Source organism: Bacteroides sp. An279, assembly GCF_002159615.1.
Taxonomy (GTDB): domain Bacteria; phylum Bacteroidota; class Bacteroidia; order Bacteroidales; family Bacteroidaceae; genus Phocaeicola; species Phocaeicola intestinalis.
In genome coordinates this window covers 1-16,267 of sequence record NZ_NFJA01000086.1, presented here as the reverse complement: position 1 = coordinate 16,267, position 16,267 = coordinate 1, and the positions used below count along the sequence as shown (strand labels likewise).

Below are 16,267 nucleotides of genomic sequence, written 5' to 3'. Positions count from 1 at the left end.
GGATGAGTTTTTGAGGCATTTTCGCTTCTGTGATGAGGAAGATAGCGGGCTATCTGACGAAGAACAGGGGCGAAAAGGACCAAAAAATCGCCCAAAGCACACACGAAAACAGAGACATCAAGCCAAGAAAAACTTTTTGGAGAAATTCAAAACAGCTTCTTAGAGAAATTCAAAACTGTTTCTTGGTAGTCAGATGTTCTGGAGATGCAGTTCCAAGTGAAATCCTACTACAGCTTCAATACCCCGGCGGAAGATGTCAAGCCGGAAGTTTTCGTTGGGCGAATGGATGGCATCGCTTTCCAGCCCGAATCCCATCAAGATGGTTTTGATACCCAATATCCGTTCGAAATCACTGATAATGGGAATACTCCCTCCACGTCGTACCGCCAGTGGCTTTTTACCGAATGCCTGGGTAAATCCTTTTTCGGCAGCCTGATAAGCTGGATGCGAGATAGGGCATACATAACCCTCGCCGCCATGCATCGGAGTGACTTTGACCTGCACGTAGTCGGGGGCGATGGCATGGATGTAGTCGGTAAATAGACGTGAGATGGTTTCATGGTTCTGGTGAGGGACAAGCCGGCACGACACTTTAGCGTATGCTTTTGATGGAAGAACTGTTTTCGAACCTTCGCCGGTATAACCTCCCCAAATGCCACAGATGTCGAACGAAGGGCGGCAACTGTTCCGCTCAAGGGTGGAATAACCTTTCTCACCTTTCAGTGCACGTACACCGATGGCTGCCTTGTAGGCTTCTTCATCAAAAGGAATGCTGGCTATCATTTGACGCTCGGCTTCCGAAACAGGCTCTACATCATCATAGAAATGCGGGATGGCAATGTGTCCGTCATCATCGGTTATCTGTGAAAGAAGATTGCATAGCACATTGATGGGGTTTGCCACCGCTCCGCCGAAATGTCCCGAATGCAGGTCGCGGTTAGGACCAGTCACTTCGATTTCCCAATAAGCAAGTCCCCGAAGACCGGTTGTGAGCGAAGGAGTGTCTGCACCCAGCATACTGGTATCCGACACCAGGGTAACATCGGCACGGAGCAATTCGCGGTGTTCGTTGAGGAAAGCATTCAGGCTGGGCGAGCCAATTTCTTCTTCGCCTTCGAAGATAAATTTCACATTGTGACGAAGTAACCCTTCGCGTACGAGGTACTCGAAAGCCTTTACTTGAATCATTGCCTGTCCTTTGTCGTCATCGGCACCACGTGCCCAAATACGTCCTTCGCGTATCTCTGGTTCAAACGGTTGGCTTTGCCATAGCTCGAGTGGTTCGGCAGGCATTACGTCATAATGTGCATAAACAAGCACTGTAGGAGCCTGAGGGTCAATGCATTTTTCGGCATATACCAACGGGTTTCCTTCCGAAGGCATAATCATTGCCTTATCGGCTCCTGCTTCAAGGAGGAGCTGGCGCCAGCGTTCGGCACAGGCAAGCATGTCTTTTTTGTGTTCCGGCAAGGCACTGATGCTGGGGATGCGTATCAGGCTGAACAGTTCATCGAGGAACCGTTTTTCGTTTTCTTGAATGTATTGTTTGATTTCCATGGTTGTGCGTATTTTCATCACAGATGGCACAGCTGAAAATAACATCAAGCCTATTTGATTTCGGTGCCGTCTGTGGAGGTTTTATCATAATCGGGTAGTTTTGTTCAGTAAGTAGTAATCAAGCAGGGTCATTGCCGCCATCGCTTCTACTATGGGAACGGCACGGGGCAAGACGCAAGGGTCGTGACGCCCACGGGCTTTCAGTATGGTTTCATTTCCGTTCTTGTCTACTGTAGGTTGTTCCATCAGAACAGTGGCTACAGGTTTGAATGCAACGCGGAAATAAATATCTTCACCGTTGCTGATACCTCCCTGGATGCCCCCCGAGCGGTTGGTACGCAGGGCAATGTGTCCGTCTTGGTTGTAAAACAGATCATTTTGCTGGCTGCCTTTCCATTCCATATTGCTGAATCCTTGTCCGTATTCGAAACCTTTGGCAGCATTGATACTTAACATTGCGCTGCCAAGGGCTGCATGGAGTTTCCCGAATACAGGTTCACCCAATCCGGCAGGACATCCCTGGATAACACAGGTCACCACGCCTCCCAGTGTATCACCTTCTCCTTTCGTACGGAAAATAAGTTCTTCCATCTGTTGTGCCAGCTTGGGGTCGGGACACCGTACAGGATTACTTTCAGTGAGGTTCAGGTCGTAGTGCGTATAGTCTTCATTCAGTTTCAATGTACCTACCTGTGAGGTGAATGCCGTGATGCGTATGCCTATTTCCTTAAGGGCTAGCTTAGCAAGTGCTCCCGCTACCACCCGTGCTATGGTTTCACGTGCCGAAGAACGTCCTCCGCCACGGTGGTCACGCACACCGTACTTCTGGAAATAGGTAAAGTCGGCATGCGAAGGACGGAACACGTCCTTCATATTGTCGTAATCAGAAGAATGCTGGTTGGTGTTCCACACGACAAATCCGATGGGGCACCCGGTAGATACACCTTCGTAAATACCAGAAAGGAACTCTACGGCATCGGGTTCTTTACGGCCGGTGGTAATGGTTGATTGTCCCGGCCGGCGTCGGTTTAATTCTTGTTGCACAAAGTTTTCGTCAATAGCAATACCGGCGGGAAATCCGTCAATGACACCACCGATGGCTTTGCCGTGCGATTCGCCAAAGCTGGTCAGTCTGAATATGTTTCCAAAAATGTTGCTCATAAGTAGATAAGTTTATTCGTTCGTTAGAGGCTGCTTCTGTGAACTCTTGTGTCTCTTTCTGTTCTTAGGTTTTCATGTCAGAATTTACTTCCGGCTCCTCCACCTCCGAAATCTCCACCTCCAAAGCTTCCGCCGCCGAAGCTTCCGCCGCTATGTCCACCTCCACCGAAGAACGGACCACCCAGAAAAGGCCAGCCATTTCCTCCACGATGATGGAAATCATCGTCATCACGTATACGACGCTGTTTACGCACTACGTTTCCACAATGTCTGCATACGTAAGTCACTTCGTCGGTGTGATAGCCTGCTGTCCGCGAAAGGGTCTGCACAGAGACTTGCCGGAGGGTGTGTTTATGACATTTCGGACAGCGTTTGCGCTGGCGTGCATTCAGCCATAAGAACAAAGGTACTAAGATAAAACAGCAAAAGAAAATGCTGAACAAAAGAAAGGTATCATCGTCTTCTGGAGCTTGAAGCGGTTCGCCTGTCCCGTTCAGCTGGGCGCGTATGGCATGGATGCCTGCCAGCATACCTGCATCCCAGTTGCCATCCTTGAAGTAGGGATTCATGTAACGCACCTGTATTTGCTTACATGTGGCGTCAGGCAGGTCGCCTTCGATTCCGTATCCTGTGGCAAACTGTATGCATCGTTCGCCTGTAACGAGCAGGACGACCAACCCGTTGTCTGTCTCTTTTTGTCCTATTCCGTTTTCCCGTCCCAGCCGGTAGGCAAAGTCAAAGCAGTCTCCTCCTTCTATTTGCCCTACAGCTACCACAAGGGTTTGTATTCCTGTTTCATGCTCAAGGGCATAAAGAGTAGAGTCGATGGCACTTACTACAGCAGGGCTTAAGATACCATCGGGGTTGCTCACGTAGCGGCGTGCGTCTTTCAGATGCACCAAAGGGATGTCTTCTACTTTGTAGATGCGGCTTTGCGCTTCTGCCAAGGCAAAAGACAGAAACAGGAAACCGAGCAGAAACAGTTTTTTCATACGCAGAAATTAAAACTTTACTTCGGGCGCTTTCTCACTCCCTTCTTCTGCTTCAAAATAAGGACGTTTCTCGAATCCGAACATGCTGGCAAAGATGTTCTTGGGAAACCGGCGTATGGTAGTATTGAATTTGCGGGCTGTTTCGTTGAATTTACGCCGCTCTACGCTGATGCGGTTCTCTGTACCTTCTAATTGAGCCTGAAGGGTCTGGAAGTTTTCGTTCGCCTTCAGTTCGGGATAATTTTCAGTTACGGCAAGCAGGCGTCCCAGCGCACTTCCTATCTCGCCTTGAGCACGTTGGTAGGCAGCCAGCTTTTCAGGGGTCAGGTCATCGATGTCAACCGACATTTGGGTAGCTTTGGCACGTGCCGATACTACGGCATCAAACGTTTCTTTTTCATGTGCGGCATATCCTTTGACGGTGCTTACAAGGTTAGGAATCAGGTCAGAGCGCCGCTGGTATTGATTTTCCACGTTGCTCCATGCCGTCCCGACTTCTTCTTCCTGTGCCACCATCGAGTTGTATGATGAAACACTGTATCCTATCAGTACGACAAGAATCACGATTACGATAATCCACGTTTTTTTCATAAGATGCATTTTTTGTTTTTTGATTCATATTTTCGGCAAACATACGAAAAATTTCAATAATTGCCAATGAATCGCTGATAATTGTCATGTACATCGTGGCTAACTATGACTATTCATCAAGGCATTGGTTTTAATATGCGGTATAGATTTGTGCATTTCCTCACCACAGACACGGACACAGATTCTATTTTAATGTGCCAATGAATAATAGGGCAATGTGCTAATTTATTTTCACATTAGCATATTGTTTATTGACCTATTCTTCTGTGTCCCTTTGTGGTACTCTGTGGTGAGGAAATGCACTGTTTCATACCGCGCAAAGTATAAAAAGCCGGCGCGCATCCCTGCGAACCGGCTTCGAGATTACTAATTTAAGTAAAATGTGTGGGGACGCTTCCCCATTATCTATTGATATAGATATAAAAATGTTTCTTATAAGCAAAAGTATTATTGTCCTGGATTGGGGTCACGAACACAGCGGATAGGGCCGGCGACTGATTTGACATAATACATCGGAAATTCGAATTCAAAAATATGAAAGAGTCTTGCAGTATTATGAATATGTAAAATATTTACCCGGTTACCACTGTCTGTAGTAGCATTATGGTAATTCCCGCAAGTTCCAACTCTCATGCCATATCCATCGCCTACACGAGTTCCTTGATTAGGAAAATAAGTGTAACCATTCCCGTTTTCTCCTTTCCAACTTTGCATATAAATATAAGTACCCCACCAAGATGGATTCCAATCTGGTGCCGGATAATTATTGACCTCATCCCAATTCGTGGGATTAAGTCCTGTTTTAGTAAATCCTAACCATAACTCGCCAGGTGCTGTTCTCCAACCATAGGGACAAGGGTCAAAAATCGTTTTTGAAGATCCATAATTATCATATATATGTACATTCCTTTGTGAGTTAATCGTGTATTTTTCCATGCTACCATCATCTACGGGCGGTAATCCTCCCCATAGTCTGTCATCATGTACGTGATTCCAATCCCCTTCCGCAACATAATTTAAAATATTTTCTACATACTGTTCTCCTTTCATAACTCCTTTTGTTCCACATATAAAAACAGTGGGATGCTGAATCGCATAACATACAGGATTAGGCAATTTTAACATATCAATTCCTGATATTGAATGAAAAAGCTGGGTCGGGTCTACATCCGAAGTCATCCCCACAACTTGTTTATTGGAATTATCATAATATTCTCCTACATTTTGAACCGTATAGTTTCCAGGATTTCCTTTTAATACAGGAGGAAATGGGTCTTTCCGTCCCCATTGATATAACATCCCAAAAGGTTTTGTGTCTTGACCGTTTTCCGGCTCATTAGCCAATGCCCCTAAGTTGCAAGACATGACTTCCAATCCGGAAGTTCGAGGCCGATCAGGATAAATCCCATTACTATCCCACTCATAAGTTGTATACCTGACGGCATTGCTTAAATTGGCAGGGTCATGGTCTGTTACCCAAATATGCCATGACCAAATAATCTCATCGTACTTGTTGTAAGCAGCTATTAAGGCATTGCCTTCTGTTTTCGTTTTAACATAGATTTTTTGTGTCTCTGGATTATACCAAACAAGGTCTCCCTTAGAGTTGTCACCAATAGCATCCTTTGACTGCCAGATAATCTCCACTTTGTCAATGACTTTTTTCCCTGTTTCGTCATTTACATCCAGATAATCTTTGAAGCTGTAACCTCCCCCTTTTTCTTCACGATAATAAGGCTCGAACGAAAGCAAATTGCCTGGTACTACGACAAAACAATTAGAGGAAGGTATATGCACATCTTTATCCGAGGTTATGTTAATGGTTACATTATAAATACAATTCCGTTTAATATTGAAATCTGTTGTTACATTTCCTCCAGGATAAACGACATAATTGGGTTGTGTATTCTCTCCAGTATCCGGATCTTCTCTATCTACTTCAACAGTCAATCGAAGGGCTTTTGCCGGAGCATTTCCTTCATTTTTTCCTGAGTTATTATCTTCTTCTATGATTCCTTGCATATTTTCCGGAACATATACTATATGTTCTTCTTCACCATTTAAATCGAAAGTCGTTGCTTTCCAGTAATAAAATGTGTTTCGATAGTCTGTTTTATCATTACCTTCTCCTGTCCGTGCAGTCACTTTGCTGGCTTTAGGGATTCGGCTGATACCTATAGAACGCAATGTCATATAATCAAAGCTTATATCTGCTTTTACACACAATTTGGCAAACATACGGGTGACGGGAATAGTAACTTCATTCGTTGCCGTTCCACTTTCTTCATTAATTGTTACATTGTCTTTATATCCTGTCATCGGAATGGAAAGGCTTTGTCCTTCATTCGTAAATTGGGGTTCTAAATTATATAATTCTTGGGCTTCTAAATTTGCACGAGAACTAACATCTGTTTTATCGGTTATCCAGTTCGGTTGGTTGGTATTTGCCACTATATAAACGGTAGACGTGATGTTGGGCTTCAGCCACACTTGAAGGTTATCCAGTTCCGACTGATCAGCAATAGTATAATAACGAGGATTGATAAGCAGATTTTGATTCTCTGTTGCATCAAATTGAAATACCCAAATATCATGGATAGCTCTTTCCGCCTCTGTATCTTCTTCCGGTACTCTTGAATCAGATTGTACATTAACTTCAAAACTATTAACAGCCAATTTGAGAGATGCCAATGTCAATTCCCCTTCTTCAAAATTAGAAGAAGTTTCTTTATCTGCTGCCAATTTTTCTTCGGAACAGCTTCCTAACAGAATATTTGCACATAATATTGCAGAAAGAAATACAAGATACCTCATAAACATTAGAAATAAAATTCATTATTAAAAACTTTTTCCCAATCATTCACTTCAACCGCCAAATTTCCTTTGGGGTCTATCGTTACATTGAAACGGTAAAGGTGGTTGCGGGTAATATCAAAAGATGTTTTCTCAATATCTGTTTGATCATCCGCAAAGTGAATGACAAAATCTTTCTCATCCGTTTCCGTTTGAATATCAAAGCGAAGTTCGATATAAGCGGCATTGGCCCCCTTCGATGTATTGTCATACTCCGGGACATAAGCTATCCATGTTTCTTTTTTATTGTCTGATTGGGTTTGTAAAAAAGGGATAGTCTTATTGATTGAACCCTCTTCGTTCTGGTCTCCAATCAAATGCAAAATGTGCCCGTTCTGTGGATATGCACCATTCATAGGCGCACAATAGCCTTTTGAATTATAGCCATGAAGGGTTACATGGCTAAAAGACATCTCTTCCGTGTTCAATTCGTCTTCTTTGTTCAGCACCACTTCCACTTTCGCCATGGCACGAAGCAATGGGATAGATTCTTCTAACGTGATGGTTCCGCCATACTGAACCGGTACATCCTCGTATTCGTTGACACCATAGAAAGGGATAAGGTTCTCTTCGCCCAGTTTAAAAGACTTAATCTCGAATTGTGCCCAATACGCATTGCAAATCGTTTCAAGTTTGCTTTCTGCTTCAGGTTCTTCGTAATTTTCCCAATTCGCCAAAACAACTATCTTGAAATCCATTGTATTAATTGTATTATTTGATGCACGTTGGAGGACATCCTCCGGCACTTCCCCTTCCACGCTATACAACGTGTATTCAGTCGCTTCAGCCATTACGGTTTTGGATGGAATAAACCGGGCAATATAGTTGTTGTTTGTATCGAAGAAATAGATCCGATAACTGTGTACATCATCGAAATTGATGTAGTTTTCATACTTGCTGCCTGCTTCAAAACAAGACGTCATGCGTGTCGTACGGGCAGATGCGTCCATAGGCAAGGAAAGCTGTAACTGGAGTTTTACGCTCCTTTCCTTGCTGTTGCCGTCTGCCTCCATTTCGTCCGTACAGGCAAAACAGACGAACGCCAGCAAACATGCACCTATATAGAGAAACCATCTTTTCATATCCGTACGTTAAAATTCGATTACCATTCCATTCAGCCGGACTACCCAGCCGTTTACCACAATTTGTGTCTTCAGCCATTCCCCACGGTCATCCAAAAAGAATATCAACGACCATTCACTTTCACGGTCCAAGAACTCTTGTTCACCCATTTCGCTGTATGCGTCGCTTTTCAACAACAATAAATAATCAATCAGCGGAATGTCTATGATATTTTCCCCGTCGGATGCACGCCGGATGGACAAGCGGGGACGATGGCTTTCCTCTTTTACCAGCCTTGAGGTGGAAAACTCGGCGTATGCCACCGTCACCCCTCCTTCATCCTCGCCTACAGACTGGCATCCTTGCGACCACGGCAAATAAGTAGCCGTTCCGTTAGGTGTCAGATTGTTGCTGCTGTCAAACAACGTGTTGTCATCGGTCACGGCGAAGGTGAAGTCTTCATCCGATAAAGGTTTCCCGTTGACCTGCTGAAGTACCACACGGATGTTGTTGGTGTTTTTCATCAGGCGGAGCGTGACCTCTTTATAAGCATTCACCTCTACCTTGCCTTCTGCCGTCCCATAATAAAAATCGTGCAACTTTTGAGCGGACGTAAGGTTATCGTGCATCATTTCGACCGACAATTCCGACCAGTGCGTTCCCGGCTGCGGTTCTTGTCCCACCGCAAAAGAATGAGCCTGACAAGCCAATCCGCCATAAGCGATGAAACGGTAATCTCCTTCCTCCAAGTCAATCTGCATGCGATAATCTTCACGGCTCAGCACATCGGTGGTTTCCGTACAAGTGGTGACGTGTTTCCCCTCGCTGTCGAACACATAAAGGGTTACACAATCTACCTTTGCCGGAAAGGCATTGGCGTATTCCATATTGTAATCGTAAACAAAATGCAGGGAAACGCCAGTAGGGCAAGGCTGCAAGTCATCGTCATAGACCGTATTGCATGAGGATGACGCGAAGGCTACAAATGCGGCCAGCAATGCCGCACCTGCAACCGGGATTATACTCCGTTTCATTCGTTACTTGTTTTTATTAGAATTCAATATTATTGATGCGTACTACCCAGGGAAGAACCTCCACTGCCACTTTAAAGTAAACATCGTCTTCTTCGTCCGGGTCTTCCGGATTTTCCTGGTCGGGGTCATCACTCGGGTTTGTAGGATGACCGAACTTGTTCACTCCCGTTACGCTCAGCTTATACACATTGTTGCGCACAACGGCAAATTCCATGGGACCCATGGAACCGTTATTTTTGTTATCGTTATGACGGTTCCAATAATAATAAAGCACTTCGTACTTTTTATTGGCATTCGGCTTGAAAATGGTGAAACCGGCAGCTACGGCTTTAGCGTCTGTGTAATCACCACCTTTTGTTGCTTCTTTATAAGCAGCAGCCAATAAGGGATTTGCCAAAGTTGTATTATCACTTTCCTTAAGTTCTGCGGCTTCTTCTACGTTCTCCCATGTACCCCACAGGATGTTATCGAATACATAAACGGGGTTTTCCCCATTCAATAAGTTTGCCTTATCACCTTTACCTTGGATTTCTCCTTTGAACACAACCCCGGTAGTGATGCCTTTCTTCTGAAGACCATCATCCGTGCCTTTAGGTATCGTGTTTTCGGTAGCGTAACGCCAGATTTTGTAATCGCCTTTTGTGCCATCCGCATTCCAGCTATTATCCGTATCTGCTGTTCCGCTTGCTCCTGTAACATCCGCAATTTTGTCCCAATCATAAGTCGAAGCACCGGCATCATTAGGCTGGTAAGTATAATAGAAATGGTCAGATTCGCTGCCTGAAGAATAAGAACTTTTCCAGTCTGCATCCGTATCTACCACATAATTCGTTTTCGTTTCAGTACCACCAATGGTAGCATTCGTACTGGTTCCATCAGCAGATACCCGTCGCAGGTAATAGAACTCTTTGCTTAAGTTTACCAATGCCATATCCGTTAAAGTTATTGTTACTTCCGGATCTCCGTTTTCATCTTCCATTAACGTATAGGTTTCGTTAGCAACCGATGATTTATAATCAAAACGGGCGGCGGCACGCTCTACCTTGATAGTCTCTAAGTCAAAGGGATTGGATTCCACCTTATAGTTATCTAAATTGGCAGGCAAAGTCCGCTCATAATCGTCATCTGCATTGGTCATTAAAAATTTATTTTTAGTCCAAATAGTTGCATTCGTTGCATCAGTCAATTTATAATAGTCCTTATTTACATCGAAAGTTGTTGCTTTTGTAAGTTCCTCCGTTGGATTACAATAAACATAAACATTTACAGATTTTCCTGCAGAACTTGTCAATTCCGTTGTCTTGAATGGAACCACATAAGTGGTATTATTGGCAGAAGAAGGGGTTACTACAGAACTTTTCGCTATAAACTTATCATACGTGCTTCCTTCTGTAGCATCTGTGATTACCACCAAAACTTCTGAAACCTGGTTTTCGTAATCCTTTCCGATTTCCACTCCTGCATCCGAACCACCGCCTATTTGCGTAGTGCTGCGCGATACTGCCGGAAGTTCCAGATTGAATTGCATAAACACTTGGCTTGTGCTTTCTTCTGTACTTCCTCCGTTGTTTGTTGACAAGTCAACCTCATCGCTACATGCCGAAAATGCCGTAGCGATACCCATTGTCATGAATAAATAACTCCACTTCATAATCAATTTTCTTTAATTTTAATTTACTATCCGGTTAAAATTCACTTCTTCATCCTTTCTATTTGGCGCAAAGCGTCATCGGCTTCCGCTATTCCTCCAGCCTTCGCTTTTTGTAGGTAAACGGACGCTGCATCATATTCGCCTCTTAATGCAGCCAGTATGCCACGCGCGTACTCAGCCGATGCGCCCTCCCCTGCCTTCTCTAAATAACGGGCAGCCCCTGCGGTATCGTTCCGCTGCATTGCCGCATTCGCCGCATTCAGGTTTGCCGCCTCGTCATCGGGGAAAAGGCGTACCGCCGTTTCAAACACTTCATTGTATTCCTTGCTGCCTGTTCCGTAAGTCTGCGCCACGGCATACATCTCTTGCAGCGAAAGCTTTTGCGGCTCTTTCCAAATCAGCTTCCGGGCTTCCTCCACATCGAAACCGCGTACGGTATACGCCACTACATAATCGGAATGACGCAAAGCCGGGAAACAGTCGCGCAGCAACGTGCGGTATGCTTCGGGATATTCCGTACGCAAACGGCGTTCTTTGGCATCGGCTTCCAAACCGCTGTCTATCAAGCTGAGCAACGCATCCTTTTCGGGCAAGCTGCCCTTTGCAATGTAAGCACGCAGACCTTCCCAGTCTTCCGGCTCGTAATCTAACCGGAACAAGGAAGCATCGAGCGGATATTCCTTTTTCAGATAGTCTACCAGCGAGCGGGTACGCGCCTCTGCCAAACGGCTGTTGTTGGCATACGAACCTTCGGGCGAAGCATAGCCTTTGATGGTAATGTTGTTGATGGACACGTCAGCATCGCCTTTGATGCGGTTGATGGTGTTTTCTATCTTTGCCAGTTCCGACCGGTTGCCGCGATAATCGGGACGTATGTCGGTCTTGTTGACGGGGAAGTCAACGTAGGCTGCCCCTTTCTCGTGGCGTGTCTTACGGGTTTCCGCCTGTGGGCTGACGTAGACAAAGTGTGGCGTAAATACAGCCGGTGTAAAGTCTTGTTCGGCAAGCAGGCGGTTGCGGTCCGCCAACACTTCGCGCAAGCATCCGCATGAATCTTCGTCCAGATATACTTGCACCAGTCCCGGACGTTCCGCTATGGGGACGGCTGTCTGGTAATGCAGGTGTTGCGTCGTGCCGTTATAACGTCGTATCACTTGCGTCATCGCACTCCTGCCGGTGTTCCGTTGCCACTGAATGTATTGCCTGCGCCCCATGACGTCTACTCCGGGCAGGCGGACAATTGCCGTATCCATACGGAGGGAAGGCAATAAAGAAACCGAACGGTTTGCCGGAAGATGCAATGCCGAGAAGTCCATATCCATCTGTACACGAAGCGAATCTCCAGCGACAGACAGACTGACATCGTTGACCGTAATTCTTCCTTTCAACCCTTCTTGCGCCTGTGCCGTTCCGGCAAAAGCCAAGAGGAAACCGATATAAATGATTGTTTTCTTCATACGCATTGCAGATTAAAAGACATAAATCAGGCTGAGAGCCAACTTGGTAGGGCCAACATAATGATGGGGCTTATCCCGTTCGTACGTCTCACCACATGTGGCGCAGTCGTACTTATCGTATTGGGAATACACGTAACCGATACCGATTTCCGCCTCTACGCTCCAATGCTTGGAAAGCATCCATTGGTATCCGTAGGCAATGCCCACTCCCACCATCCATCCTTCGAAACGGTAATCTTTCAGCTTGCCGAAATCGGTGCCCAAGAAAGTGAAATCGGTATCCCAGTTGCCCATGTTGTAGATGCCGCCCAAGAGGTGCGCGCCTACAAAGTGACCGTTAAAGGCTTCGCAAAACCAATAGCGCGCCTCGGGCTGGACAACAAGCTGTTTCCACTTCTTGTTGTCGGAAAAGGTCCACGGATTCCAATTCGCGGATACATCCAATGTCCACTGTGGGGACATACGGACTTCCGCTCCCAAATTCATGGTCGCGGTCATATCGTACAACAGATTGGTCTTCACCGCCCAATTTTGCGCTGAAACCGAGAGTCCTATGCACGACAAAAGGACGAATAACAAACGCTTCATAGCATATCTATTTTTATTTATACTCTATCAAAACGGGAACTCAGCCGGACTATATTATATTAAGGTATATAGGCGGCTGTCTGTAAATCTGTATATATCTTTTATCGCGAGCAAAGATATACATATTATTTTATAACAGCAATAGGCTAATATATTTTTTTTCAAAAAAATAAAAGAATGAATGAAAAGGCTGATTATCCGCGAGCAGGCAAGTGGTTTTCTGCAAACAGTTACCTAAGTTTTATATTCCGGCTGGCGGAATGTATATTCCACGGGCTGGAATATACGTTCCACGGCGTGGAATGTACGTTCCAGCCCATGGAATATAAAACTTTTGTAACTGCCGCAGGGAAACAAATGCCATATGCGGCGTAAATATATTTATCCGCTGCGTGTTTTATTAGGAATTAAGTGCTATCTTTGTCTGCAGGAAACAAAATGTGAAAATGATTATTGAATATCCGCAAACATCCCATGTAGGGGCGGGGTTAGCCCACCCGTATGCATCCACGTAAATGTTTTCGGGCAGGCAGACCCTGCCCCTACATGTGATGTTGCAAAATCCAATAAAACCGAAGCCTTCATTCCACATCTGTTATCCGGTCGGTATCCAAGTCAATGTAAAAATGGATGCTCGGCTCTCCATGCAGGAAGCATTCGAATATATCGGCTATCTCACACAGACGGGTTGTCAACTCATCGCCGGCACCTGACCTGCGCACAGCCTTGAACAACTCATCGTACTCCTTCAGGCGCTTATCCGAAATCTGACGTAAGGCTAACTTATCGGCATAACGCAAACGGTACAAATCGACAATCACATCATGTCCCGTCCAGTCGGTTCCCCATCCAGTCTGTGCTTCCTTGCCTGTCACATACGTCCAAAGCTGCGCTCCATTCATAGTTACCATTTTCTGACGCACTATCTCCGGGAGGTCTTGCGGTATGAAACGCACACGCACCAAGTCGCGGAACTGCCAGTCACAAAACTCCGCATAGCTTTCTGATGCCAGTGCTTCCCTACTCCATACCGGAAACTTACCTGCCTGCCTGTCATAAGCATATTCCTTCTCATACAAACCAAACAGACTGTCGAAACCTGGGACACTATCCAGCAATACCGTTTCCACTTCGAAATGTTCCGCATCTTCAGCTGTAAGAATCTTATAAGCCGGGACACACGTAGCAATGGAGGGTACCTGAATGTTGTACAAACATTTGCCATTCTTTCCGCGCATCACTCCCGTATCATTTACATGCATGTGTCCTGCCACGTGCAGCCTGATGCCGGCTTCCAGAAAGGCTTCTGTCACTTCTTCGTCCGGCACCCGATGCAAATCGAATTTCCTGCTTCCCCAAGCCTTGCGTACTAATCCGGAAGCTCCATCGTTGAAATCCACTAACGGATAATGCGAATAAGTCACCAAAATTTTATTTCTTCGCTTCGCCTCGGCTACCACTTTCCGTACCCACGGAAGCAAAAAAGCCTTATGTTCCAATACATTATTATAGCCTACACTGGAGCCTTGGTAAGTCTGTACGCCGTTTTTCACCGCACCGGGCAGATAGACTCCTCCGTCAATGGCAAGCAACCACAATCCCTGTACAGGCTCGACCAAATAACTGGCATCCGTAGCCTGCAAGGAATCGCACAATGTATATTGCCGCCGGTCTAAAGCCCCTTCGCGCAAGGCTTCCTGATAATTATAATCTTCGTACCGGTAGGAAGTAAAAGGGGTTTCCCAATACACATATCCGGGTTGGGGATAAAATCCAAATGCTGCATAGCAGTGCATCTCGTCGGCATATCCCGCACATCGGTTTTCCTGTGTAGTACGGCTTCCGTCGGCACGGAGAAAACCTTGCTCCTCATTTTGCATACCGAACGGACGGACTGGGTCATGATTTCCCGTCGTCACAAAAAACTGTATGCCGTACCGCCTATGATAAGTATCGAGTATCTCCCTGATTTTTTCCTGATTGACAAATTGACCGTTATCAGTCAAGTCCCCGGGAAGCACTGCCAGCGTAATGCCCCTCCTTGCCACATCATCAAGTGCTGCTATCAAGGCGTAATAGTTTTCATTAAACAAGCGGGTGGACTGCACCTGCATTTCCATCGAACGCACCAGTTCGGGATGGTCTGCAATGTTTTGGATATGCGCATCGGATATAAAAGCTACCCGCTGTTGGCCGACGGCAGTCAGACTCCCTCCACTTAAAAAGAGCAAAGCCCATAAATAATTACGAATCTTCATAAGTAGATGTTGATAATAAGCGCGACAAAGATACAAATTCTCTTCTTCTGTTTATCACTATCACACAAATTATATTACCTTTGCCTGCTACTAACCAATACTTTTCTTTTATGAAATACATTGAAGTTACAATGAAGGCACAACCGTGCAACGAAACCATTACAGATGTGCTGGCGGCATTGACAGCGGATATCGGATTCGAAAGCTTCGTACCCTGCGAAGAAGGAATGCAGGCCTACATCCCCAAAGCGCTGTTCGATGAAGAAGCATTAAAAAATGTGCTGACTGATTTCCCGATTCCCAACGTGTGTCTCTCCTATACCCTTACCGAACCGGAAGATAAAGACTGGAACGAAGAATGGGAAAAGAATTTCTTCCAGCCCATCGTGATAGACAACCGTTGCGTGATACACAGCACCTTTCATACGGATTACCCAAAAGCCGAATACGACATTGTCATCAATCCGCAAATGGCTTTTGGAACAGGGCACCACGAAACCACCAGTTCCATTCTTGCCGAACTGCTGGATGCCGACCTGAAAAACAAATCGGTACTTGATATGGGATGCGGCACATCCATTCTTGCTATCCTTGCCAGTATGCGCGGAGCCAATCCGGTAACTGCCATCGACATAGATGACTGGTGCGTAAACAATTCGCGCGACAACATTGCCTTGAATCACATAAACAACATCCATGTAGAACTAGGTGACGCTTCACTGCTGAAAGGACGCAAACCTTTTGATGTCATCATAGCCAACATCAACCGTAACATCCTGCTTGCCGACATGCCTGCATATACAGCATGTATGCATCCGGGGTCGGAACTCTATATGAGCGGATTTTATATAGAAGATATTCCTGCCATCCAAGAAAAAGCCGAAAGTCTGGGTATGGAATTTGTACATTACCGAGAAAAAAACCGCTGGGTAGCCGTAAAGTTCATCAAGCGAATCTAAGAAGCTGTTTTGAATTTCTCCAAAAAGTTTTTCTTGGCTTGATGTATCCGTTTTCGTGTGTGCTTTGGGCGATTTTTTGGTCCTTTCCGCTCCTGTTCTTCGTC

Annotated in this window: 13 protein-coding genes; 2 read left to right on the top strand and 11 right to left on the bottom strand. The window is 45.5% G+C overall.

Going from position 1 to position 16,267, the window contains the following annotated elements:
- Window positions 1–189 precede the first annotated feature (189 nt).
- The 10 genes from B5F78_RS13370 to B5F78_RS13325 all read right to left on the bottom strand — a co-directional run bounded on the left by B5F78_RS13370 (window position 190) and on the right by B5F78_RS13325 (window position 12,946).
- On the bottom strand, window positions 190–1,557 hold the full coding sequence (locus B5F78_RS13370) for a dipeptidase (RefSeq protein WP_087406955.1): 1,368 nt from the start codon (window positions 1,555–1,557) through the stop codon (window positions 190–192).
- An 84-nt stretch (window positions 1,558–1,641) separates the two neighbouring features.
- Complete coding sequence (gene aroC / locus B5F78_RS13365) at window positions 1,642–2,718, bottom strand: chorismate synthase (protein ID WP_087210349.1); 1,077 nt, start codon at window positions 2,716–2,718, stop codon at window positions 1,642–1,644.
- A gap of 77 nt (window positions 2,719–2,795) precedes the next feature.
- A complete protein-coding gene (locus B5F78_RS13360; RefSeq protein ID WP_087247304.1) occupies window positions 2,796–3,710 on the bottom strand; it encodes a TPM domain-containing protein in 915 nt (304 codons plus the stop codon).
- 9 nt (window positions 3,711–3,719) lie between these two features.
- Entirely contained in the window at window positions 3,720–4,301 is a 582-nt protein-coding gene (locus tag B5F78_RS13355; protein ID WP_087210346.1) for a LemA family protein, read from the bottom strand.
- 447 nt (window positions 4,302–4,748) lie between these two features.
- Complete coding sequence (locus tag B5F78_RS13350; protein WP_087406954.1) at window positions 4,749–7,115, bottom strand: DUF4906 domain-containing protein; 2,367 nt, start codon at window positions 7,113–7,115, stop codon at window positions 4,749–4,751.
- 5 nt (window positions 7,116–7,120) lie between these two features.
- Complete coding sequence (locus B5F78_RS13345) at window positions 7,121–8,236, bottom strand: FimB/Mfa2 family fimbrial subunit (protein WP_140400160.1); 1,116 nt, start codon at window positions 8,234–8,236, stop codon at window positions 7,121–7,123.
- A 9-nt stretch (window positions 8,237–8,245) separates the two neighbouring features.
- Window positions 8,246–9,250, bottom strand: coding sequence for a FimB/Mfa2 family fimbrial subunit (locus tag B5F78_RS13340; RefSeq protein ID WP_087406951.1), 1,005 nt, complete (start codon window positions 9,248–9,250; stop codon window positions 8,246–8,248).
- 16 nt (window positions 9,251–9,266) lie between these two features.
- Window positions 9,267–10,901 carry an Mfa1 family fimbria major subunit gene (locus B5F78_RS13335; protein ID WP_087406950.1) on the bottom strand — a complete coding sequence of 545 codons (1,635 nt, stop codon included), beginning with the start codon at window positions 10,899–10,901 and terminating at the stop codon, window positions 9,267–9,269.
- A gap of 41 nt (window positions 10,902–10,942) precedes the next feature.
- Window positions 10,943–12,358 (bottom strand): DUF3868 domain-containing protein, encoded by a 1,416-nt coding sequence (locus B5F78_RS13330; protein WP_087406953.1) that lies wholly within the window; start codon window positions 12,356–12,358, stop codon window positions 10,943–10,945.
- A 12-nt stretch (window positions 12,359–12,370) separates the two neighbouring features.
- A complete protein-coding gene (locus B5F78_RS13325) occupies window positions 12,371–12,946 on the bottom strand; it encodes a DUF3575 domain-containing protein (protein WP_087406949.1) in 576 nt (191 codons plus the stop codon).
- Between the two features lie 177 nt (window positions 12,947–13,123).
- Here B5F78_RS13325 and B5F78_RS17870 point away from each other — a divergent pair, with 177 nt between their 5' ends.
- A complete protein-coding gene (locus B5F78_RS17870) occupies window positions 13,124–13,321 on the top strand; it encodes a hypothetical protein (protein ID WP_087406948.1) in 198 nt (65 codons plus the stop codon).
- 206 nt (window positions 13,322–13,527) lie between these two features.
- Here B5F78_RS17870 and B5F78_RS13315 read toward each other — a convergent pair whose 3' ends face one another.
- Window positions 13,528–15,204: a metallophosphoesterase family protein gene (locus tag B5F78_RS13315; RefSeq protein WP_087406947.1), complete on the bottom strand. Its 1,677-nt coding sequence runs from the start codon at window positions 15,202–15,204 to the stop codon at window positions 13,528–13,530.
- Between the two features lie 110 nt (window positions 15,205–15,314).
- Here B5F78_RS13315 and prmA point away from each other — a divergent pair, with 110 nt between their 5' ends.
- Window positions 15,315–16,163, top strand: coding sequence for a 50S ribosomal protein L11 methyltransferase (gene prmA / locus B5F78_RS13310; RefSeq protein ID WP_087212728.1), 849 nt, complete (start codon window positions 15,315–15,317; stop codon window positions 16,161–16,163).
- The last annotated feature ends 104 nt before the right edge of the window (window positions 16,164–16,267 follow it).